The organism is Xanthomonas sp. WHRI 7065, assembly GCF_040203115.2.
In the GTDB taxonomy this organism is placed as follows: Bacteria; Pseudomonadota; Gammaproteobacteria; order Xanthomonadales; family Xanthomonadaceae; genus Xanthomonas; species Xanthomonas arboricola.
Genome location: NZ_CP168194.1, coordinates 1,582,707 through 1,605,730 on the forward strand (window position 1 = coordinate 1,582,707; position 23,024 = coordinate 1,605,730).

At 65.2% G+C, this 23,024-nt stretch carries 19 protein-coding genes; 15 read left to right on the forward strand and 4 right to left on the reverse strand.

The window, feature by feature from the left end:
* Positions 1-11: 11 nt before the first annotated feature.
* Positions 12-1,514 carry a sulfotransferase gene (locus ABQY64_RS06775; protein WP_349779126.1) on the reverse strand — a complete coding sequence of 501 codons (1,503 nt, stop codon included), beginning with the start codon at positions 1,512-1,514 and terminating at the stop codon, positions 12-14.
* A gap of 161 nt (positions 1,515-1,675) precedes the next feature.
* Here ABQY64_RS06775 and ABQY64_RS06780 point away from each other — a divergent pair, with 161 nt between their 5' ends.
* The 3 genes from ABQY64_RS06780 to ABQY64_RS06790 all read left to right on the forward strand — a co-directional run bounded on the left by ABQY64_RS06780 (position 1,676) and on the right by ABQY64_RS06790 (position 6,992).
* Positions 1,676-2,134 (forward strand): hypothetical protein, encoded by a 459-nt coding sequence (locus ABQY64_RS06780; protein WP_349779125.1) that lies wholly within the window; start codon positions 1,676-1,678, stop codon positions 2,132-2,134.
* Between the two features lie 40 nt (positions 2,135-2,174).
* Complete coding sequence (locus ABQY64_RS06785) at positions 2,175-3,758, forward strand: sulfotransferase (RefSeq protein ID WP_104600856.1); 1,584 nt, start codon at positions 2,175-2,177, stop codon at positions 3,756-3,758.
* Between the two features lie 381 nt (positions 3,759-4,139).
* A complete protein-coding gene (locus ABQY64_RS06790) occupies positions 4,140-6,992 on the forward strand; it encodes a TonB-dependent receptor (RefSeq protein WP_102254556.1) in 2,853 nt (950 codons plus the stop codon).
* Between the two features lie 169 nt (positions 6,993-7,161).
* Here ABQY64_RS06790 and ABQY64_RS06795 read toward each other — a convergent pair whose 3' ends face one another.
* The gene (locus ABQY64_RS06795) at positions 7,162-9,243 is read right to left on the reverse strand and encodes a 3-hydroxyacyl-CoA dehydrogenase NAD-binding domain-containing protein (RefSeq protein ID WP_349779124.1); all 2,082 of its coding nucleotides are present in this window, start codon (positions 9,241-9,243) and stop codon (positions 7,162-7,164) included.
* Between the two features lie 235 nt (positions 9,244-9,478).
* Here ABQY64_RS06795 and rpoE point away from each other — a divergent pair, with 235 nt between their 5' ends.
* From rpoE to recO, 9 genes are all read left to right on the forward strand, one after another.
* Entirely contained in the window at positions 9,479-10,099 is a 621-nt protein-coding gene (gene rpoE, locus ABQY64_RS06800) for an RNA polymerase sigma factor RpoE (protein ID WP_016903799.1), read from the forward strand.
* Positions 10,096-10,992, forward strand: a complete 897-nt coding sequence (locus ABQY64_RS06805) for a sigma-E factor negative regulatory protein (RefSeq protein ID WP_349779123.1) — start codon at positions 10,096-10,098, stop codon at positions 10,990-10,992. Before rpoE ends, ABQY64_RS06805 begins: the two co-directional genes overlap by 4 nt.
* Positions 10,993-11,101: 109 nt before the next feature.
* Positions 11,102-12,682, forward strand: a complete 1,581-nt coding sequence (locus ABQY64_RS06810) for a DegQ family serine endoprotease (protein ID WP_104573846.1) — start codon at positions 11,102-11,104, stop codon at positions 12,680-12,682.
* A 188-nt stretch (positions 12,683-12,870) separates the two neighbouring features.
* On the forward strand, positions 12,871-14,661 hold the full coding sequence (gene lepA, locus ABQY64_RS06815) for a translation elongation factor 4 (protein ID WP_024938035.1): 1,791 nt from the start codon (positions 12,871-12,873) through the stop codon (positions 14,659-14,661).
* 104 nt (positions 14,662-14,765) lie between these two features.
* A complete protein-coding gene (gene lepB, locus ABQY64_RS06820; protein ID WP_011036465.1) occupies positions 14,766-15,566 on the forward strand; it encodes a signal peptidase I in 801 nt (266 codons plus the stop codon).
* On the forward strand, positions 15,566-15,973 hold the full coding sequence (locus ABQY64_RS06825) for a DUF4845 domain-containing protein (RefSeq protein WP_024938034.1): 408 nt from the start codon (positions 15,566-15,568) through the stop codon (positions 15,971-15,973). Before lepB ends, ABQY64_RS06825 begins: the two co-directional genes overlap by 1 nt.
* Positions 15,963-16,643: a ribonuclease III gene (rnc, locus tag ABQY64_RS06830; RefSeq protein ID WP_039511552.1), complete on the forward strand. Its 681-nt coding sequence runs from the start codon at positions 15,963-15,965 to the stop codon at positions 16,641-16,643. Before ABQY64_RS06825 ends, rnc begins: the two co-directional genes overlap by 11 nt.
* A complete protein-coding gene (gene era, locus ABQY64_RS06835; RefSeq protein ID WP_024938032.1) occupies positions 16,640-17,539 on the forward strand; it encodes a GTPase Era in 900 nt (299 codons plus the stop codon). Before rnc ends, era begins: the two co-directional genes overlap by 4 nt.
* Positions 17,540-17,790: 251 nt before the next feature.
* The gene (gene recO / locus ABQY64_RS06840; RefSeq protein ID WP_024938031.1) at positions 17,791-18,513 is read left to right on the forward strand and encodes a DNA repair protein RecO; all 723 of its coding nucleotides are present in this window, start codon (positions 17,791-17,793) and stop codon (positions 18,511-18,513) included.
* Positions 18,514-18,662: 149 nt separating this feature from the next.
* Here the strand turns inward: recO and ABQY64_RS06845 are convergent, their stop codons facing one another.
* Positions 18,663-19,385: a response regulator gene (locus ABQY64_RS06845; protein WP_039511488.1), complete on the reverse strand. Its 723-nt coding sequence runs from the start codon at positions 19,383-19,385 to the stop codon at positions 18,663-18,665.
* 156 nt (positions 19,386-19,541) lie between these two features.
* Between ABQY64_RS06845 and rlmD the strand changes: the two genes are divergently transcribed.
* Entirely contained in the window at positions 19,542-20,873 is a 1,332-nt protein-coding gene (rlmD, locus tag ABQY64_RS06850; protein ID WP_349779122.1) for a 23S rRNA (uracil(1939)-C(5))-methyltransferase RlmD, read from the forward strand.
* Positions 20,874-20,942: 69 nt separating this feature from the next.
* Here the strand turns inward: rlmD and ABQY64_RS06855 are convergent, their stop codons facing one another.
* Entirely contained in the window at positions 20,943-21,446 is a 504-nt protein-coding gene (locus ABQY64_RS06855) for a hypothetical protein (protein WP_349779121.1), read from the reverse strand.
* A 239-nt stretch (positions 21,447-21,685) separates the two neighbouring features.
* On the opposite strand from ABQY64_RS06855, the gene ABQY64_RS06860 reads away from it, so the two are divergent.
* Complete coding sequence (locus tag ABQY64_RS06860) at positions 21,686-22,183, forward strand: CYTH domain-containing protein (RefSeq protein ID WP_104600850.1); 498 nt, start codon at positions 21,686-21,688, stop codon at positions 22,181-22,183.
* 149 nt (positions 22,184-22,332) lie between these two features.
* Entirely contained in the window at positions 22,333-23,016 is a 684-nt protein-coding gene (locus ABQY64_RS06865; protein WP_104600849.1) for a DsbA family oxidoreductase, read from the forward strand.
* Positions 23,017-23,024: the final 8 nt, after the last annotated feature.

Genomic DNA, 23,024 nt, shown 5'->3' on the forward strand with positions numbered 1-23,024 from the left:
AGTCGGCCGGTTCAGTCCGCAGGCGTGATGCCAAACCGGGCAAGCGTGTCGCGCAGCGGAGCGAGCTGGGTCGCGTAGGGTTTCCAGCGTCCGGACGCATCGCCATGCAGGGGCTGGCGCACCTGCCAGTAGCTGGCTGTTTTGACGGCTCCGGGTGCCTTGTGGAAATCCAGGCAATCCGGTTCCCAGGGCAACTGCAAAAAGTCCAGCAGTGCACGCAGGCTGCGTTCCGGCGCGGCGACGAAGGCGTCATAGTCGAAGGTATGGATGCTGTCCGGGTACAGCGACAGCCAATGCGCCATCAGTCGCTGGTAGGCGGCATAGAAATGCCCGATGTCCTCCAGCCGGCCCGCATAGTCAAAGCGTTGTGGATTGAGCTGCTGCATGAAGATCGACAGCCCGTTATCCAGCGGGTGACGACGTGTGTGCACGATCCTGGCCGCCGGAAACAGCTGCTTGATCAGCCCGATCAGCAGAAAGTTGTCGGGGCGCTTGTCGGTGATGTAACGCAGTTGCGCGTGATGGGGGACGGCCGCAGCCACGCGTCGACGATAGGCCGCGGCCAGCTGCGCCAGCGTGTGCGAGGACAGATGCTGCGCGGCTTGCGGGAATGGCGACAGCGACTGTGCAACCAGTCGCGGCAACGCATCCAGTTCGCCCCCTGCAGCAATGCACGAGTGGCGCGACAAGGCCTGTTCGATCAAGGTGGAGCCGGAGCGGAACATGCCGCAGATAAACAGTGCCGGCACCGCGTCGCCGACAGCATCCATGGGCGGTGGCTGGCGCGCGTCGCTTGCATCGGCAAATACCGCAGCGATGCTGTCGAACTGCTGTTGTGTGCGGATCGGGTCGTAGCGCCGCGCATGTGCATGGCCATGCCGGTTGGCGGCACTGGCCGCAGCGAATGCCTGGCTGTGCAGGCCGAGGCGGTCGTAGGCATGGGCCAGTGCATGCAGCAGCGTGGCCGTCAACGCAGGATCCTGCCCCGCGACCGAGCCTGCCTGCGCAAGTGCAAGCAGGCGTGTGTCCTGCGCATGCGTGGGAGGATCCAGGTGCAGCAGGCGTGCGGTGGCTTGCAACTGCAGCGCCCGTGTCTGGGCATCGACAGAAGGACTGGCGAGCAGCCGACGATAGGCGGCGACCGCCTGGTCGCGTGCGCCCAGCTCTTCCTGCAGGTTGCCCAGATTGAGCAAGGCCGGGGCGTAGTCCGGCCGGCACTGCAGTGCCAGATCAAGTTCCTTCAGCGCTGCCGCCTCCTGATGTAGATGGTCGCTCAGCAACGCGGCGCGATTGAGATGGATTTGCTCCGGCAGCGCGGCACCGTGCTGCAATGCCTGCGCATAAGCGTCCAGTGCGGCGGATGCCTCGCCGGTCTGGCGCAGCAGATATCCCAGGTTGTACCAGGCATCGGCGCATCGGGGCTGCGCCTGCAGGATGTGGCGATAGGCGGTGATCGCCTGCGCCAGATGGCCTTGTTGCAGTAAGCGTGCGGCGTGCTGCAAGGACGGGTCCAAGGCGTTTTCCAGGCATTCTTGCAGCGGGTGGGAGAGCTGCAGCTTAGGCGGCGCCAGCGGTGCGTTCAATCGCCCCGCGGCCGGACGGTGATGAGCGGTCTTTCCTGCGTTCGCCACTTGCCTTGTATGCTCTGCTGCAATCGACGAGTGAAGATGCGCGCATGCACAAGCGAGTGGTGTGGGGGCTGACGGTGTTGAGCTGCGCCTGGGCGGCATCGGCGCAGGACGTGCCGACGCATCGCTGCGCCGAAGTACTTGATCCCTTGCCGCGGCTGGCCTGCTACGACGCCAGCTTCCCGCCAACGCAGGCGGTGCGGGCGGCGGAGGCGGATAGGGCAGTCAGGGCATTCGGCCGCAGCAGCCAACAGGCCTCGGCAGCGACAGGCGCGCAGCAATCAGCGCCTGCGCAACTCACCGCGAAGGTGCTTGCAGTGGCGTATCAGCCAGACGGCACGCGCATCGTGTCGCTGGACAGTCGCCAGCGCTGGGGGCTGACAGAAGCGACCAGCCGCGGGCCGCTGGCCGAGGGCGAGGTCGTGGTGATCCGCAAGGCCGCAATGGGAAGCTACATGCTGGTCACCGCTGCCGGTGTGGCGCTACGCGCCCGCCGTATCGACTAGCCAGGCCAACGACGGCATCGCAACAAACAGAAGATAACGAATGACTGAGAGACAGCTGCGCGCACTGTTGCACAACGGGTATCAACTGCTGCGTCAGGGACGTTATGCCGAGGCAGCTGTGTTCGCCGACCGCGCCTGCGCAGAGCAGCCTGGCAATGCGCATCTGCTGGAGCTTGCCAGTGAAGCCCGGCTGGCCAACGGCGATCCGCAGGCCGCAGCCGACCGCATCGCACAGGCCGCGGCGGTTGCAACGTCACCGCTCCCGCTGTTGATCAAGTACGGTAGCTTGCTGCTGCAGCTGCGTCGCCGCCGCGAGGCCCGGCTTGTCGCCGGCCAGGCGCAGGCGTTGGCGGCCGCCGACGGCGCTGCATGGTGGCGGATCGGTGCGCTGTACAGTGGCTGCCACGAGGTGGCGGCCGCCCGCAACGCGTATCGGCATGCGATGACATTGCTGGGAGAACAGCCCGGCTTGCTGTACGACCTCGCCACCATGCAGTTCTTTGGCGGTGAATTCGATGCGGCTGAGCTCACCCTGGAGCGGCTATTGCAACTGGCACCCGGCACGGGCGATGCCTTGTATCTGCGCGCCACGCTCCGGCGCCAGACCGGGCAGCACAACCACCTTGACGATCTGCGTCGCCGCTTGACCACGCTATCGGAACCATCCGCCCGGGCGGCAGGCCTGTACGCCTTGAGCAAGGAGCTGGAGGACCTGGGCCAGCATGCGGAGTCGTTCGAGACATTGACCGCCGCAGCGGCCTGCAAGCGCAAGACTTTGCAGTACGACGTTGCTGCCGAGTGTGCGCATATTGCCCAGGTGCGCGAGGCGTATGGCCCGGCTGCCTTGCGCGCACTGCAGCCCGGTCATGCGGGCGAGGGGGCGATCTTTATCGTCGGTTTGCCACGTTCCGGCACCACCTTGCTGGAGCGCCTGCTGATCCAGCGCGGCGGTGCACGCTCGGCCGGGGAGCTGATGGATTTCGGTGCGTTGCTCGGCAGTGCGACCTCCGGCGTACTGTCGACCAATCCCGAACTGACCGCCGCCCAGGCATCGCTGCAGATCGATTTCGCGGCGCTTGGGCAGGAGTATCTGCGCGGCGCCCGTGAGCTGGTGCACGACCATCCGGTGTTCATCGACAAGATGCCGGTCAATTACCTGTATTGCGGCATGATTGCCGCCGCGCTGCCACGCGCACGCATCATCCATCTGGTGCGCGATCCGCTGGACACCTGTTATGCGATGTACAAGACCTTGTTCTACAACGCCTATCCGTTCTCGTATGCGCTCGATGAGCTCGCGGATTACTACCTGGCCTACCAGCAGACCATGCGGCACTGGCATGCAGTGCTGCCCGGCAGCATTCTCGACGTGCACTACGAAGAGTTGGTGCGCGACACCGACCAGCAGATCACGCGGGTGCTGAGCTGGTGCGGGCTGACGCGCAGTGACACCATCACCGAACTGGAGCATGTGCCGTTCGTGACTGCGAGCGCGGCGCAGGTGCGCGGCGATGTCCACCAACGCTCGGTGCATAGCTCTCGCCGGCATCTGGACGGACTGCTGCCCTTATTGACGCGACTTCAGGCAACCGGAGTGGTCTTACCCGGCGTCGAAGCGTCGTAAGAGTTTTCCGTTGGCCGACCAACAGTTCTTGCAACTGAGCGAGCGGTTGGCTCGCGACCGACGAACGAACGAACGAACAAGGCGGAATCGGGCTCCACGAGAGAAAAGAGCGCCGTCGGGCCGCTTTTCCGTGACATCCGCACTCTTTTGGGGATTCGCCGCACCGATTCGGAGCATTTCTGAATGGCGCTTTAATTCTCCTCAACGTGGTCTTAACATCGGGTTGGCAACGTTTTTTCGGGCGCTTTTTCGTCCGGCCGTTCGCCAGTGTGGAAGCGCAGTTTGATGCGCTTGCCAACGACGTCGCAGCACGTGCCGGCATTGCCTCAGATGCTGATGCGGTGCGTTGCGCTTACCCGTTCGAACTTCTCGGAGAGAGAGATGAGATTGAAGACCACCAAGCTGCGCGACGCCATCCGGGTATCGCTCACGGTTGGCGCTGCGGCGTTGGCCCTGTCGGGAACCGTGAGCGCGCAGGAGCAGCCCTCGACGGAACTCAAGAGCCTGGACGCGATCAGTGTCACCGGTACGCGCATCAAGAGCCAGACGATGACTGCCTCCAGTCCGGTGGCAGAGATCAACAAGGAAGAATTCCAGTACACCGGCTCGACCAAGGTCGAAGATCTGATCAATCAGTACCCGCAGCTTTCGGCGAGCTTCGACAACTTCGCCAACAATGGCTCGCAGGGGTATGCGACCGTCGATCTGCGTGGATTGGGCGCGCAGCGCACCTTGACCCTGGTCAACGGCAGGCGCATTCCCAAAGGCATCGGCGAGAGTCCGGACATCAGCATCATTCCGGCAGCGCTGGTGCGCCGCGTGGACATCCTGACCGGCGGCGCCTCGGCGGTGTACGGCTCCGATGCCGTCGCCGGCGTGGTCAATTTCGTGCTCGACGACGAGTTCGAAGGTGTCAGTGTCGACATGGGCTACAACGCCTACCAGCACGACAACGGCAACACCTTGATGCGCGGCCTGATGGACGACGCCGGTTACGATTATCCGACTGGAAACTCCGGTTTCGACGGTATCTCGCGCAATGTGGACCTGGCCATCGGCGGCAGCTTCGGTGAGGCGGGGCATGCCACCGCATGGGCCACCTGGCGCGAGAACGATCCACTGCTGCAGGGCCAGCGCGATTACTCCGCATGCGCGTTGAGTAACCGCGGCACCGCGTGCGGCGGCTCTGCCACCGCAGATCCGGCCAACTTCTATGTCGTCGCTCCGTCGGCTGGCGCGTTCTACGTGCAGCCTTCAGCCGGCGGCACCTGGTCGCAGGTCGCATCTCCGAATCTCTACAACTTCGCGCCATTGAATTACTACCAGCGTCCGGACACGCGCTACACGGCCGGCACCAACATCAAGTACGAGGTCAACGAGCACTTCAAGCCTTATCTCGAAACCCTGTTCGTCAACCGCAAGAGTTCGACCCAGATCGCGCCGTCGGGCGCGTTTTTCACCGACCTCAACGTCAACTGCGCCACCTCGGTGATCGGTAGCCTGTGCAACGATGTGGGCATCACCGACGACGAGTTCACCGTCTACGTGGCCAAGCGCAACGTCGAAGGCGGCCCGCGCATCACCGACTCGGATACCAACAGTTTCAGCATCACCACCGGCGCCCAGGGCGACATCAACGACAACTGGTCGTACGACGCCTCGTTCACCTACAACCGCAGCACCACCAAGTCGGAAAACAGGAACGACTTCGTGACCACGCGCGTACGCGATGCATTGCTGGGCTGTCAGCCTGGCTCGTTTGATGGTTGCGTGCCCTACAGCGTGTGGACCGACAGTGTCACCGCAGCAGAGGCAGAGGCGTTGCAGGGCGTGGGTATCGTCAACTACGAAACCTCGATGCGCGTGTTCAACGCCTATGTGACCGGCAATTTCGGCTACAGCCTGCCGTGGGCCGGCGATAACCCGATCAGTCTGGTCGGTGGTGTCGAGACCCGCAACGAGACCTTCAAGCGGGTGGCCGACAGCAACATGCAGACCGGCAACTTCACCGGCCTGGGTGGCCCGACCTCCAATGTGTCCGGCGACATCGGCGTCAAGGAACTGTTCCTCGAAGGCGCAGTGCCGCTGGTGGCGCAGGCCGGTAGCCTGGATCACCTCGACATGCAGCTTGGCTATCGCTACTCGGACTACGACACCTCCGGTGGCGTGAGTACCTACAAGGCCGGTCTGGGTGCAACATTCGTCGATGGCAAGTACCACCTGCGCGCGGGCTGGAACCGTGCGATCCGCGCTCCGAACGTGACCGAGCTGTACAACGAAAATACGATCGGACTGTGGAGCGGTAGCGATCCGTGTGCCGGTGCCAATCCGGTCTTTACCCAGGCCCAGTGCGCCAACACCGGTGTAACTGCGGCGCAATACGGCCGTGTTGCAGCCAACCCGGCCGGCCAGTACAACGAAATCGGCGGCGGCAATACGACATTGCAGCCGGAAACGGCCAACACCTGGACCGTCGGTTTTGCCGCCAGCCCGATCAAGGGGCTAGATCTGAGCGTGGATTACTACGACATCAAGATCGACGACGCGATCCGCAGCATCGGCTCGTCCAACATCCTTACCGCATGCGGCGTGACCGGTAATGCGGATATCTGCAGCCGCGTGCGCCGCAATGCCACCACGGGCGATCTGTTCCGCGGTAGCGATCCGGACGTGTCCGGTCTGATCCTCAATTCCCAGGATAATTTTGGTTCGTTGCATTTCCAGGGCGTGGATCTGACCGCCTCGTATGCCTGGAGCGTCGGCCCCGGGCGCCTGACCGCCTCGATGATGGGCAGCTACGCCATCAAGCAGGAGTACGAGCCGGTTCCGGGTGTGCAGGAAGTGACCTACGACTGCGCGGGCGTGGTCAACGTGGCCTGCAACAGTGCCGAATGGCGGCATGTGCTGAGCACGCGCTACAGCTTCGATCGCTACACCGTCAGTCTGCGCTGGCGCTATATCGGTGAGCTGGATTACCAGAACACCGACGGCACCCGTGGCACAACCGACGTACGCCTGGTGAACCAGGACAACAAGGTGTCGGCGTACAACTACTTCGACCTGTCCGGTTCGATGCAGTTGGGCGATTACGTCACCTGGACCTTGGGCATCAACAACATCGCCGACAAGGAGCCGCCGCTGGTGGGCGGCAGCCTGACCTTCAACGGCAACTCGCTCGCCGGTTACGACCAGGCGGGCCGTTACTTCTTCACCAGTGTGGGTCTGCGTTTCTGAGGCATGTTGCAAGTTGGTAAAAACAACGGCGAGCCTTGGCTCGCCGTTGTTCTTTGCTGCCTGCGAAGCGTGGGTCGATGGCTTGCCGCGCTGCAACCTGCAGATCACCCCAGTCGCCGATCGCCCGCCGCTTGCGTGGCTGATCGACGTCGAAGACAGCGTCGACGGCTCACGCCACCGGTTCACGCAGCAACGGCGACTGCCAGCCCGGGCGCGGCGCGAAACGCTCGCCATAGCGCGCCTGCAGTGCCTGCAGACGTGCCAGCAAGGCGTCGGCGCCGACACTGCGGATGTGCTGGATCGGGCCGCCGCGGAACGGGGCAAAGCCGGTGCCGAAGATCACGCCGGCGTCGAGCAGGTCCGCGTCGGCCACCACGCCGTCGTGCAGGCAGGCGACGGCTTCGTTGAGCAGCGGCAGGATCAAGCGATCTTCCAGGTCTGCCGGCGCCTCGTAGCCGCTGGCGACCTCGGGCTTGACCGCGCGCCCGTTCTCCCACTTATACAGGCCCTGGCCGTCCTTCTTGCCGCGCTTGCCCGGCTCCACGGTGGCCAGCGCCGCCGGAATCGGCAGGTGCAGGAACGGTGCGAGCTCCGCGCCCACGCCGGCGGCAACGTCCAGCCCCACCGTGTCGATCAGTTCGATTGGCCCCATCGGCATGCCGAACTTCACTGCGGTCTTGTCCAGCACCGGGCCCGGTACGCCTTCGGCATAGGCGGTCGCCGCTTCGAGCAGGTACGGGAACAGCACGCGATTGACCAGGAAGCCCGGGGTGCCGGCCACCGGTACCGGGAATTTGTCCAGCGCTTTGCAGAACGCCGCCAGGCGCGCGACGTTGGCCGGATCCAGCCCGTCGTGCTGCACGATTTCCACCAGCGGCATCATCGATACCGGATTGAAGTAGTGCAGGCCGGCAAACTGCGCCGGGCGCTGGATATGCCCCCGGAGCTCGGTCAACGGAATCGACGAGGTGTTGGTGGTCAGCAAGGCATCAGGCTTGAGCTGCGGCTCGATGGACTGATACAGCTCGCGCTTGGCCTGCGGGTTCTCGATGATCGCTTCGATCACCAGGTCCGCCTGCGCCACGCCCGTGCCGGCCAGGTCGCCACGCAGGCGCGCCGCCACCGCCGGCCGCTTGGCCTCGTCCTTGACGCGCTTAGCGAACAACTCGCCGCCGCGGCCCAGCGCCGTATCGATGAAGCGCTGCTCGCGATCCTGCAGCGTCACCTCGAAGCCCTTGTACGCCGCCCAGGCCGCGATATCGCCGCCCATCACGCCGGCGCCGACCACATGCACATTGCGGATCGGAGCCGGCGCCGCAGCGCCGGCATCCTTGCCACCCAGCGCTTTCAGGCGCTCGGTGAGAAAGAAGATGCGGATCAGGTTGCGTGCGGTCGGCGTGCTGGCAAGCTTGACCACCGCCTTGCGCTCTGCCGCCAGGCGCGCCTGGATGCCGCTGCCGCCGGCACGCTCCCACACATTGATCAAGGCGTAGGGCGCCGGGTAATGCTCCTTGCGCGCCTTGCGCGCGACCTGCTTGCGCATCTGTGGCGCCAGCAGCTTGCGCGCGAGCAAGGTATTGGTGGCCCACGCGGTGGCGCGCTGCTTGAACGGGCGTTTGCTGCCGGTGAGCGCCAGCGCGGCCGCGACATCGACCAGCACCGCGGGCGCGGCGACCTTGTCGACCAGGCCCATCGCGCGGGCGGCCTTGGCCGCGACGGTGCGGCCGGTCAGCATCAGGTCCATCGCCGCTGGCGCACCGATCAGGCGCGGCAAGCGGGCGCTGCCGCCCCAGCCGGGAAAGATGCCGAGCTTGGTTTCCGGCAGGCCGATGCGCGTGCTGGCATCGTCGGAGGCCACGCGATACCGGCACGCCAGCGCAATCTCGGTGCCGCCGCCCATGCAGAAGCCATGGATCGCCGCGACCGTGGGGCAGGGCAGTTCGGCCAGCTTCTGGAAGACGCTCTGGCCGCGATGGATCGCATCGTTGACGGTGCCCTTGCGGTCGAACTCCTGAAATTCCTTCAGGTCGGCGCCGGCGATGAAGCCGTTGGGCTTGCCCGAGCGCACCACCACGCCCTTGGGCGGGTCCAGCGCCAGGCGTTCGACCAGCGCGCCCAGTTCGAGCAGCACCTCCTGCGAAAACGCGTTGACCGGTGCGGCCTGACGATCAAGGCTGAGCACGACCACGCCGTCCTCGCGCAGGTCGGCCTGCCAATGGCTGAATCGGAGCCCGTCGAAACCTGGAAGCATGCGTCTGGCCGTCCGGAGATATAAGGAAAGGTCGTTATCATCCAGAGGTTGTTTCCTTCACGTCAAATACCCATACCTGTCGGCAGGGCGGCGCGCGCCTCGTGCGAGGCGTCGCCAGTGGCGCATCGGTGCAGCTAGTCTGATGCGTGACGATCGTACGGATCGGTATGAACTTTTCTTTTCAATGGTTGTCTCATTGCCCGACTTCGGTGGGCTGACAGGAGTGCGGCCCGACATGGCCGAAGTCGATACACCTCAGGAGCTGGACCTGGAACTGGTCCGGCGTGTGCAGCGCGGCGAGAGCGCAGCGTTCGATGTGCTGGTGCGCAAATACCAGCACCGCATCGTTGCGTTGATCGGGCGTTACATCGCCGACTGGAGCGAGTGCCAGGACGTGGCCCAGGATACGTTTGTGCGCGCCTACCGCGCGATCAACAGTTTCCGCGGCGACTCGCAGTTCTATACCTGGTTGCACCGCATTGCCGTCAACACTGCCAAGAACCATCTGGTTGCGCACAACCGCCGTCCGCCCACCGACGATATCGAGATCAGCGATGCCGAACAGTTCGATGGTGCCACCCGCCTGCGCGATACCGACACCCCGGAGCGCGAATTGATGCGACAGGAGCTGGAACAAACGGTGATGCGTGCGGTCCAAGCTCTGCCGGAAGAACTTCGGTCGGCCATCACCCTGCGCGAGGTGGAAGGGCTGAGCTACGACGAAATCGCGCGAAAGATGGATTGCCCGATCGGAACGGTGCGCTCGCGCATCTTCCGGGCGCGCGAGGCCATCGACATCGAGCTGCGGCCTCTGTTGGAGACCGAAAGCGCTACCCGTGAGCGACACCGTGTATGAGCCATAACCCTGCCATGTCCACCACCGACAAGTTCGAGCGTCACTACCGCCAGCAGCTGTCTGCGCTGGTGGATGGCGAATTGAGCGCCGACGAGTCGCGCTTCCTGCTGCGCCGTCTGGCCCACGACGAAGAACTGGCCGGCTGCCACGAGCGTTGGCAGCTGTGCGGCGATGTGCTGCGCGGTGCGGCCAGCGCGCCGGCACCGCTGGATTTTGCCGCGCGCGTGCGCAGCGCCATTGCCGATGAGCCGGTGCCGCAGGCGCAGCCAGCCACGCGTCCGGCCACGCGCTGGCGCTGGGGTGGTGGTGCGGCGATTGCGGCATCGGTCGCCGCGATTGCCCTGTTCATGGCGCGCGAGCGCCTGCCCGAGACCGTACCGCCGGCCGAGCAGGTCCCGGTGTTCGCCACGACAGCGCAGCTGCCGGCGGCCACGCAGGCCGCCGCCACGCCCGCAGCACCGAAGGCTCCGGCCGAGCCCGGCCCGGCCGCCCCCGACGAGGTGGCCGCGCTGGCCGCTGCGGTGCCAGCCGCTGCGCTGGCATCCACGCGCCGTGGCGCGGCCACACGCAACCAGCAGGTCGCCCGCAGCGTCGCTTCGCGTCAGCAGCAGGCGCCAACCCGCATGCTGGCGTCCGCTGCTCCCGCTGCGACGACGGCCACGGCCGGTGCGGCGGCGCCATCGAATCCGTTCACACATCCAGATACCACTTTGCAGGCACGCCCATGGCCGCGTGCGGCGCTGTCCGGTGCCGGCGAAAGTCCGCTCAATGCCAGCTTCCGCCAAGGCGGACAGGGCACCGCGTTCTATCCGTTCGAGCCTGGGCCGCAGGGTGTTGCCAGCCCGGCGCCCAACCGGCCGCTGCCGGTGCAGCCGCAGCCGCCGCAGGATTGATGCCGCCGCCGATCTTCATCCGTTCGGCGCCCTCCCTCCCGTTATCGTGCCGGACCCCTGCAGTGGCAGGGGCTTTGGCCCCTGTCGCCCTGCCATCGGAGGCAACCTGATGAACCACCGCATTCGTACCCAGATGTTCGGCCTGATCGCCATGACCCTGCCGCTGGCCGCCTGCGCGCAGCAGTCCGCGCCCGCGGCCAAGGATGTTGCCCCGATTGCCGCCAACCGCAGCGCCACCCCGGCTCCGCAGCTGGTGAGCGGCTTGCCGGACTTCACCAATCTGGTCGAGCAGGTCGGCCCGGGTGTGGTCAATATCGAAACCACCATCACCCGCAAGGACGCCATGGCGCGCCAGCGGCGTGGTGGTCCGGGTGGGCAGGACGGCGGCGCGATGCCTGGCGACGAGCAGATGCCGGAATTCTTCCGCCGCTTCTTCGGGCCGGATTTCCAGATGCCGGGCGGGCCGCGGCAGGGGCCGGGCCAGGGCGGCGATGACGATGGCGGCATCGCCGGCAAGTCGATGGGCTCGGGCTTCATCATTTCCGCCGACGGCTATGTGCTGACCAATCACCATGTGGTCGATGGCGCCAGCGAGGTCACCGTCAAGCTGACCGACCGCCGCGAGTTCAAGGCCAAGGTGGTCGGCAGCGACGAGCAGTTCGACGTGGCGCTTCTCAAGATCGAGGCCAAGGGCCTGCCGACGGTGCGCCTGGGCGATTCCAACACGCTCAAGCCGGGCCAGTGGGTGGTGGCGATCGGCTCGCCGTTCGGCCTGGACCACTCGGTCACTGCCGGTATCGTCAGTGCGACCGGGCGCAGCAATCCGTATGCGGATCAGCGCTACGTGCCGTTCATCCAGACCGACGTGGCGATCAACCAGGGCAACTCCGGCGGCCCCTTGCTCAACACGCGCGGCGAGGTGGTCGGCATCAATTCGCAGATCTTCTCCGCCTCGGGCGGCTACATGGGGATCAGTTTTGCGATCCCGATCGACCTGGCCTTCAGCGCTGCCGAGCAGATCAAGGCCACCGGCCATGTGAGCCGCGGCATGCTGGGCGTGGCGGTTGGCCCGATCGACTCGCTCAAGGCGCAGGGCCTGGGCCTGCCGGATACACGCGGCGCGCTGGTCAACGACATTCCGCCCGGCAGCCCTGCCGCCAAGGCCGGAATCGAGGTTGGCGATGTGATCCGCGCCGTCAACGGCAAGCCGATCGATGTTGCCAGCGATCTGCCGCCGATGATCGGCCTGATGGCGCCGGGCACCAAGGTCAACCTGGATGTGTTGCGTGATGGCAAGCCGCGCAAGGTGGCCGTCACCCTGACGACGCTGGACAACCCCGCCGGCAACGCCGCCCCGCGTACCGCGGCTGACGACGCCAAGCCCAGCGCCCCGGCCAGCGTGGAGCTGCTCGGCCTGCAGGTCGCCGATCTCACCGCCGCCGAGCGCAGCCGCCTGGGCCTGGAGGCCGGCGAGGGCGTGCGCATCGCCTCGGTGACCGGCGCGGCAGCACGCAGCACCCAACCGCCGCTGTCGCCGGGCCTGGTCATCGCCCGCGTCGGCCGCACCAAGGTCGGCAGCGTCGCCGACCTCAACCGCGCCCTGTCCAGCTACAAGAAGGGCGACGTTGTCATGCTGCTGGTCACCGACGGCAAGGCGACCAGCTATGTGGCCCTGAAGGCCGGCGGCTAACGGAGGGAATGGAGAATCGGGAATCGGGAATGGCAAGAGCGGCTCCGCGAGGCGATAGCCCGCCTGGCTTTTGCGATTCCCGAATCCCGATTCCCCAATCCCCGGCCCCAAAGGGGCCGACCGTGCGATAATGCTGCGTTACCCTGACGACGGCACCGCCGGCGCCCACCTCAATGTCCTCTGATTCAATGCGGAATATCCGCAACTTCTCCATCATCGCCCACGTCGACCACGGTAAATCCACCCTGGCCGACCGGATCATCCAGCTTTGCGGCGGCCTGCAGGCGCGCGAGATGGAGGCCCAGGTCCTGGACTCCAACCCGATCGAGCGCGAACGCGGCATCACCATCAAGGCGCAGTCGGTGTCCTTGCCGTATACGGCCAAGGACGGGCAGGTCTACCACCTGAACTTCATTGACACTCCCGGGCATGTGGACTTCTCCTACGAAGTCAGCCGCTCGCTGGCTGCGTGCGAAGGCGCGCTGCTGGTAGTGGATGCGGCCCAGGGCGTGGAAGCGCAGTCGGTCGCCAATTGCTACACCGCGGTGGAGCAGGGCCTGGAAGTGGTGCCGGTGCTCAACAAGATCGACTTGCCGACCGCCGACATCGAGCGGGCCAAGGCCGAGATCGAGGCGGTGATCGGCATCGACGCCGAAGACGCGGTGGCGGTCAGCGCCAAGACCGGTCTGAACATCGATCTGGTGCTGGAAGCGATCGTGCAGCGGATTCCGCCGCCCAAGCCGCGCGACACCGACAAACTGCAAGCGCTGATCATCGACTCCTGGTTCGACAATTACCTGGGCGTGGTGTCGCTGGTGCGCGTGATGCAGGGCGAGATCAAGCCGGGCAGCAAGATCCTGGTGATGTCCACCGGCCGCACCCATCTGGTCGACAAGGTCGGCGTGTTCACGCCCAAGCGCAAGGAGCTCGCCGCGCTGGGCGCTGGCGAAGTGGGCTGGATCAATGCCTCGATCAAGGACGTGCATGGCGCACCGGTCGGCGACACGCTGACCCTGGCGGCCGACCCGGCGCCGCATGCGCTGCCCGGTTTCCAGGAAATGCAGCCGCGCGTGTTCGCCGGCCTGTTTCCGGTTGATGCCGAGGATTACCCGGATCTGCGCGAGGCGCTGGACAAGCTGCGCCTGAACGATGCGGCGCTGCGCTTCGAGCCGGAAAGCTCCGAAGCGATGGGCTTCGGCTTCCGCTGCGGCTTCCTTGGCATGCTGCACATGGAGATCGTGCAGGAGCGGCTGGAGCGCGAGTACAACCTCAACCTGATCTCGACCGCGCCGACCGTGGTCTACGAGGTGCTCAAGACCGACGGCAGCATCATCCCGATGGACAATCCATCCAAGCTGCCGCCGCTCAACAACGTGGAAGAGATCCGCGAGCCGATCATCCGCGCCAACATCCTCACCCCGCCCGATTACGTCGGCAACATCATTACCTTGTGCGAAGAAAAGCGCGGCACCCAGATCGGTATCAACTATCTGGGCAGCCAGGTGCAGATCAGCTACGAGTTGCCGATGGCCGAAGTGGTGCTGGATTTCTTCGACAAGCTCAAGTCGGTCTCGCGCGGTTACGCCTCGCTGGATTACCACTTCCTGCGTTTCGACGCCGGCCCGTTCGTGCGTGTGGATACGCTGATCAATGGCGACAAGGTCGATGCGCTGTCGATCATCGTGCACCGCAGCTACGCCGACCGGCGCGGCCGCGAACTGTGCGAAAAGATGAAGGATCTGATCCCGCGGCAGATGTTCGACGTGGCGATCCAGGCCGCCGTGGGCTCGCAAATCATCTCGCGCTCCACGGTCAAGGCGATGCGCAAGAACGTGTTGGCCAAGTGCTATGGTGGCGACGTTTCGCGCAAGAAGAAGCTGCTCGAAAAGCAGAAGGAAGGCAAGAAGCGCATGAAGCAGGTCGGCCGCGTGGAGATTCCGCAGGAAGCCTTCCTGGCTGTCTTGCAGATGGATAAGTAGCAGGGATTCGGGAGTCGTGATTGGGGATTGGCAACGACTTGCCAGCCCCGTGCTTTTGCGAATCCCCAATCTCCAATCCCAAATCCCGTTCCGAAGGAACATCAATGAAATGGTTTGAAATTGCCCTGGTTGTGTTGACGCTGGGCACCGGCTTCATCTGGCTGCTGGACAAGCTGTTCCTGGCCAAGCGCCGCGCGGCACGCGCCGGTCTGCTGGACAGCGAGCCGGCCATCATCGACTACTCGCGCGCCTTCTTTCCGGTGCTGGCGGTGGTGTTGATCCTGCGCAGCTTCGTCGCCGAGCCGTACAAGATTCCGTCCAGTTCGATGATGCCCAATCTGCTGATCGGCGATTTCATCCTGGTCAACAAGTTCGCTTACGGGTTCCGTCTGCCGATCACCAATACCAAGTTCATCCCGACCGGCGAGCCCAAGCGTGGTGACGTGGTGGTATTCAAGCCGCCGCATGCGCCGGACCAGAACTGGATCAAGCGCGTGGTGGGTCTGCCGGGCGACAAGATCGGCTTCCACGGCGATACGCTGTACATCAACGACAAGCCGATGCGCTACACGGTCAAGGGCGAATACATCGGCAAGGGCAAGGGCGCCGAGATGACCGGCACCACCTTGCTGGTCGAGGATTTGCCGGGCCGCACCCACACGGTGCTGGAGTGGGTCGATCGCAACATGCCGGCCGGGCAGGGCGACTGGACCGTGCCGGCGGACAGCTATTTCGTGATGGGGGATAATCGCGACAACAGCGAAGACAGCCGGTTCTGGACCCAGACGCACTTCCTGCCGGAAGCCAACCTGCGCGGCAAGGCATTCCTGATCTGGCTCAATTGCGAAGGGTGGTTCTGCAAGGGGAGTTTCGATCCGTCGCGGATCGGGACCGGAATCCAGTAATGCACGCACGGCGTGCCGGGGGAAGCACAATGAAGCGCAAGCAAAGCGGTATGACGTTGACGTCGTTCGTGGTGGTGCTGGCGGTAGTGGGGTTCGCGCTGTACATCGGAATGAAGCTGTTTCCGATGTACCAGGAATACTATTCGGTGCGCACGGCCATGAAAGGCCTGGCCAAGGAACCCGACAGCGCCAACATGGATCCGTCCAAGTTGCAGGATCTGTTCTTTCGTCGGCTGTACATCAACTACTCGGAAAACGTCAAAAAAGAGGACGTCAAGTTCGAGCGCGTCGACGGTGGCTGGCGCATGAAGGTCAACTACGAAGTTCGCCGCGAATTGATCGGCAATCTGGATGTCGTCGGTAAATTCGAGACGTCCCAGGACATGACGGGACGTGGTGGCGAATAGGACTTTCCAGCGTGGCGATCCGATCGGGCATGCGTTTGCCGATCCGGGATTGCTCGCCCAGGCGCTGCGGCACCGCAGCGCCGGGACACCGCATAACGAACGACTGGAATTCCTCGGCGACGGCATCGTCAACCTGCTGGTCGCCGAGGCCCTGTATCAGCGCTGGCCCAAGGCCGACGAAGGTGCATTGACCCGCGCGCGTGCCGAACTCGTACGCGAAGGGGCACTGGCAGTGATCGGCCGCACCCTCAACCTGGGCGAGCGGCTGACGCTGGGGCCGGGCGAGCTGAAATCCGGCGGCCATCGACGCGATTCGATCCTGGCCGACGCGGTCGAGGCGATCGTCGCGGCGATCTATCTGGACTGCGGCTTCGAACGCTGCCGCGCGGTGGTGCTGCCGTGGTTCGAGCCCTCGCTGGCGGCGCTGCCGGTGGGCAAGGCGGAAAAAGACCCCAAGACCCGGCTGCAGGAATGGCTGCAGGCGCGGCAGCTGCCATTGCCCACTTACGCGCTGATCAGCGAAAGCGGCGACGAACATGCCAAGCAGTTTCATGTTGCCTGCATCCTGGAACAGCCCGTCGCCCGCGCCGAAGGCCAGGGCAGCTCGCGTCGCCTCGCCGAGCAACAGGCGGCCACCCTTGTCATCGCACAACTGGATTCCAACACGTGAGCGAAACCTCTTCCCCCCACCGTAGCGGCAGCGTTGCGGTGATTGGCCGGCCCAATGTCGGCAAGTCCACCCTGACCAATGCCCTGGTCGGCGCCAAGGTCAGCATCGTGTCCAACCGGCCGCAGACCACGCGCCATCGGTTGCTGGGCATTGCCACCTTCCCCGAGGGGCAGCTGGTGCTGGTCGACACGCCCGGACTGCATCGCGAGCAGAAGCGCGCCATGAACCGGGTGATGAACCGCGCTGCGCGCGGCTCGCTGGAAGGCGTGGACGCGGCAGTGCTGGTGATCGAAGCCGGCCGCTGGGACGACGAAGACACCCTGGCCTTCAAGGTCCTGAGCGACGCCGGAGTGCCGGTGGTGCTGGTGGTCAACAAGGTCGACCGGCTCAAGGACAAGACCGCGTTGTTCCCGTTCCTTGCCCAGGTCAGCGAGGGGCGCACGTTCGCTGCGGTGCATCCGGTGTCCGCGCTCAAGCGCAAGGGCCTGGAGGCGCTGGTCGGCGACCTGCTCAAGCTGGTACCGGAGGCCGAAGCGATGTTCGGCGAGGACGAGATCACCGACCGTAGCCAGCGTTTTCTGGCCGGGGAACTGGTGCGTGAGCAGTTGATGCGTCAGCTCGGCGAAGAACTGCCGTATGCCACCACCGTGGAGATCGAACGCTTTGCCGAAGATGGCGCGCTGCTGCGCATCGGCGCGGTGATCTGGGTCGAGCGCGAAGGCCAGAAGGCGATCGTGATCGGCAAGGGCGGTACCCGCCTGAAGGACATCGGCGGCAAGGCGCGCCTGCAGATGGAGCGCCTGTTCGGTGCCAAGGTATTCCTGGAGACCTGGGTGCGCGTGCGCGAAGGCTGGTCGGACGACGAAGCGGCATTGAAGGCGTTCGGATACGAGTGAGGCCCTGGCTGGCGCCTGAGCCGGCGCAGCGCTGCTGGCGTGCTGGCAGCCTGTCGATGCGAACGCCTAAACCGGCAACGGCGTGGAGCTGCGATGCAAGCGATGTCTCCATGCACCGGATCGCGCCTGGCCATTGCGGCTGCTGCCGTCGACGGTTGGGACCAGCTGCGCTGCCGGCAGCGCCTCACGGCGGTCATCGCCGGTAGCCGCTCTTGTGTCCTGCAATCGCGCTCCTTGCCGCATAACAGACCATGCTGATCGAACACGAACGCGGTTTCATCCTGCATGTGCGGGCCTGGCGCGAGACCAGCCTTCTGGTGGAAGTGCTGACCGAGCAGCATGGCCGGGTCGGGCTATTGGCGCGCGGGGTGCACGGGCCACGCAAGCAGGCCTTGCGGGCCGCGCTGCAGCCACTGCAACTGATCCAGTTCACCGCGGTGCAACGCGGCGAACTGGCGCAGCTGCGTCAGGCCGAGGCGCTGGACACCGCCCCCCGACTGGCGGGCGAATCGATGCTGGCCGGTTTCTATATCAGTGAATTGTTGCTGCGCCTGGCGCCGCGTAACGACCCGGTGCCCGAGCTGTTCGATTGCTATGCACAGGCGCGTGCGCATCTGGCATCCGGCCTGCCGCTGGCCTGGGGGCTGCGCCAGTTCGAGCGCGATGTGCTCGATGGCCTGGGCTTTGCGTTTGATCTGCAGCACGACCGCGACGGCCAGCCGATCGACCCGGCGGCGCGTTACCGGCTCGATCCGCAGGAAGGCGCGCTGCGCGTACTGAGCGAGGCGATGGCGCAGGACCGGCGCGACACCGTCACCGGTGCGGCGCTACTGGCGTTGGGCCAGGATGTCATGCCCGCAGCCGACGACATGCCGGGCCTGCGTCGCAGCATGCGGGGCGTGCTGCTGCATCATCTGAGTGGGCGTGGGTTGAAATCCTGGGAAATGCTTGAGGATCTGGCGCGGCGGCGTTGACGGTCGCAAGGCAGGTCTACCAGTCTTACGAGCAGTCGCCGGATGCGCGTTGAACTCCATGCGGACCCATCGTCATGCATGGTGCTCCATGTCGCCTGTTCCGATCCCCAACGCTGCGCCGGGCCCAGGGACATCGCTGAAGTCCTCCTTCAGTGCAGCAGTGCAGCCACCGCCGCATGGAACTGGGTCTGCGCCGTGCTGGAATGCGGGTCGCCGCGCAGTAGGCGCACTGCGCCGGCAAGCCGCGCCGCGCCGACAAAACCGCAACTGGCCTGCAGTCGATGCAGATGGCCGCGCAGTGCCTGATCGTCGCTGACCTGCAAGGCCGAATCCACCGCGTCGCGGGTGCCCGGCAACTCGGCCAGGAACAATTCGCGCAGCGCGTTGAGATGGTGTTGCTGGCCATTGAGCGCGCTGAGCGCCGCCGCTTCGTCCCAATCGCTGGCGGCAATGTCGACCACGCCCACCGGCGCCACGCTGTAGCGGCCGCGCGCCAGTCCGCGACGCACCGCCTGCAGCAGGCGCTCTGAGGTCAGTGGCTTGACCAGCATTTCCAGAAAGCCATCGGACTGCAGGCTGCGTTGCATCGCCATATTGGTGTCCGCGGTGTGGGCCAGTGCAGGCACGTCCGGGTGCAGCAGGCGCAAAGCGCGCAGCAGGCCGCTGCCGGTGCCATCGGGAAGATTGACGTCGATCAGCCACAGGTCGTGGCGACGTGCGCGCGCGCGGTCCAGCGCCGAAGACAGCGAGTCTGCGCAATCCACATGGGCGGGAAGACCTTCCAGCACCGCCTGCAGAAAGCCACGGCTGATCGGGTCGTCCTCTACCAGCAAGAGTCGTGGTTGGGGTTCCTGGCGTGTCGCCATGTTCATGCTGCCTCCTTGTCAGCGATGCCGCGTCCTAGCAGCCGCGTGCAGCGGAAGTGTGCCTGTGTTTGCGGGGCGCGACAATTGTCCATCGCGCGAAGCGGTCGCGATCGGTCGCATCTGCGACAATACGCACCCTTTTTGCCCGCAGCTCGTCGCCACGTGGCTAGAACCCGAAACCGCTTCGACCGTACTCCGTTCCAGACCGCGATCACCGACCTCAGCCACGACGGGCGCGGCGTGGCCCGCCGCGACGGCGAGGGCGGCAAAGTCACCTTCATCAGTGGCGCCTTGCCCGGTGAGCTGGTGCGTGCCGAACCCACCGCGCGCAGCCGGCATTTCGACGAGGCAAGGACGGTGGAGGTGCTGGAGGCGTCGCCGCAGCGGGTGACCCCGCGCTGCCCGCATTTTGGCGTCTGCGCCGGCTGCGTGCTGCAGCATCTGGACGAGTCGCAGCAGATCGTGGCCAAGCAGCGCGTGCTGATGGACAACCTGGAGCGCATCGGACACGTCACACCGCAGGCGGTGCTGCCGGCACTGGTCGGCGATACCTGGGGCTATCGGCGCAAGGGCCGCTTTTCGGTCCGTCGCGTCGAAAAGAAGGACAAGACCCTGGTGGGCTTTCGCGAGCTGGATCCGCGCTTCGTGGCCGATCTGTCGGTCTGCTACACGGTGATCCCGCAGATCGGCGAGAAGATTCCGCAGCTGGCGGCGTTGGTCGAAGGCCTGGACGGCAAGCGCGATATCCCGCAGATCGAATTCATTGCCGGCGACGATGCGGTGGTGTTGACCATCCGCCATCTGCAGCCGCTCAGCGAGCGCGACCTGCAGGCGCTGACCGCGTTCGCGCAGGCGCACGGCTTTGCGATCTTCCTGCAGCCCGGTGGTGTGGAGAGCGTGCATCCGCTATGGCCGCAGGAGGTGCCGCTGTCGTTCCGCCTGCCGCAGTGGGATGTGGAGCTGGCGTTCCGGCCGCTGGATTTCATCCAGGTCAACGCCTCGCTCAACCAGAAGATGATCGCGCATGCGCTGGCATTGCTCGACGCCGGGCCGGACGATCGCGTGCTGGATCTGTTCTGCGGGCTGGGCAATTTCACCCTGCCGCTGGCGCGCGGTGTGCGCGAAGTGGTCGGCGTGGAGGGCGATGCCGGGCTGGTGGCGCGCGCCAGGGACAACGCGCAGCGCAATGGTTTGGCCAATGCGCATTTCCATGCGGCGGACCTGACCCAGGACCAGCGCAATGCGACGTGGATGCGGCAGGGCTTCGACAAGCTACTGCTGGACCCGCCGCGCTCGGGCGCGCTGGAAGTGCTACAGCAGTTGCCGCTGAAAAAGTTCGAGCGCATCGTCTATGTGAGCTGCCACCCCGGCTCGCTGGCGCGCGACGCCGGCTACCTGGTCAACGAGCAGGGCTTCACGCTCAAGGCCGCCGGCGCGATGGATATGTTTCCGCATACTGCGCATGTGGAAAGTATCGCGGTGTTTGAGCGCTAGGCCTTTATGTTCCGGGCGTCGGTTACCCGTCGCCCGCTTCGCGATTGCGCAGTAATTTGTCAGCCGCTGTTAGTCTTTCTTTTCGATGGCGTTCTGCCACTGCCCGTCGACCAACGCGAAGGCCATCGGCCGCGTGCCGCGTTTGCCTTCGGCCTCAACGATGACGTCGCACTCGACCACTGGCGCCTCCCTGCCCAGTTTGCAGTGCTCGATACCGGAGACTTGCGCCGTACGCGCGGCGTCTTGAATGCGCGTGCGCATCGCCGCGTCGTTCTCCTGCACAAGCAACTGGCTGATGACATCGCGCAGGAGCACCTGCACGCGATCCTGCGGCGGTACCGGCGCGGCGACTTCCATTTCCTTCTCGCTGTGCTGCAACGCCCACACGTTCCCTTTCGGGACAAACCGCAGCGTCATGTGTCTTTCGCTGGGCCCGGCCTGGCCGGTGACGATGCAATCGAGCGTCTCCGGTTTGGCGTCGACAGCCGGCAGGCAGCCGGTCAATGCGGTCAAGCGCGGACGAAACATGGCGGACATGAGCTCGTCGCCCTGCGTCTGCGGGTCGGCTGCCATGTCATCGGCGATGGCCGCATCCAGTGCCTGTTGCGCCTGGGCCAGCGAGACCGTGGCTGCAGCAGCGCCGGCTGTGGCAGTTGCGCACACCAATGCGGCAGTGAGCGCCGCAATGTGCATGGTGGAGTATCGGCTGCCTGTCATGGCGTTCTGTCCTTGAATGAGAGGGGGGCGGAGTGTAGAGGTCGCGAGGCTGCGTCGGCCAGCATTTTTCAGCAGGTCCCGCCATACTTGTGGACATGGGCATTGAAATCGAACGTAAATTTCTCGTGACTGGCGACGGCTGGCGCAGCGCCGCGCATGCGGTGATCCCGATGGCGCAGGGCTATATCAACGATCAGGCGGCATTACGCAGCGGTGCGCAGAACGCGTCGGTGCGGGTGCGCATTCAGGGCGAGAGCGCGTTTCTCAATCTGAAATCGCGTGAGGTGGGGCATACCCGGCAGGAGTTCGAATATCCGATTCCGGTGGTCGAGGCGCGTGCGCTGCTGGCGCTGTGTGTCGGCGGTCTGATCGACAAGCGCCGGCACCTGGTCCAGTACCAGGGGCATGTGTGGGAAGTGGACGAATTTCTCGGCGACAACGTCGGGCTGGTGGTGGCCGAAATCGAACTCGGCCATGCCGACGAGGCCTTCGCCAAACCCGACTGGATCGGCGCCGAAGTCACCGACGATGTGCGCTATTACAACCTGGCGCTGGCCTCGCATCCGTTCAAGCACTGGAGCGGGGATTTGTAAGTCGGGATTGGGGATCGGGCATTCGGGATTCGTAAAAGCTAAAGTGATGCGTCGGACTTGGGCTGATTGCGGCGCGACTCCCCAATCCCTGCCTTGGTATTGGGTTTATGCTTTGCGAATCCCCAATGACGAATCTCCACTCCCCGCCCATGCGCATCGATATCTGGTCTGACGTGGTCTGCCCCTGGTGCTGGATCGGCAAGCGCCGTTTCGAGCAGGCGGTGGCCGCGTTCGGTGCGCAGGCACCGGCGCTGGACATCCATTACCACGCGTTTCAGCTGGACCCCGATGCTGGCCTGGAGCCGACCCCGCTGCGTGATGCGCTGGCGCAGAAGTTCGGCGGTGCCGCGCGCGTGGAGCAGATGCTGGCGCAGACCCAGGCCACTGCGCGCGCCGAAGGCCTGCCGTTCGATTTCGGGCGTGGGCAGGTGCAGGTCAGCACATTGCGCGCGCATCGGCTGATCTGGCTGGCCAGCCGCGAGGGCGATGTCCAGGCCGTGATCGAAGCGCTGTTCCATGCGCATTTTGCCGAAGGCCAAAACCTGGGCGCGACCGAAACGCTGGTGGCTGCCGGGGCCGCCGGCGGTCTGGACGAAGCCCGCGTGCGCGCGCTGCTGGACTCCGACGAAGGCGTCGTTGCCGTCGAGGCGCAACTGGCGCAGGCCGCTGCGCTGGGAATCCGTGCGGTGCCCAGTTTCGTCATCGATGGACGCAGCCTGATCCAGGGCGCGCAGCCGCCGGAGAGCTTTGCGCAGGCACTGTTGCAGCTGGCCGCCGAATCGGCGCCGATCGGTGGTCCCGATGCCTGCGGGCCGGACGGCTGCGCGATGTGAACGGCCGG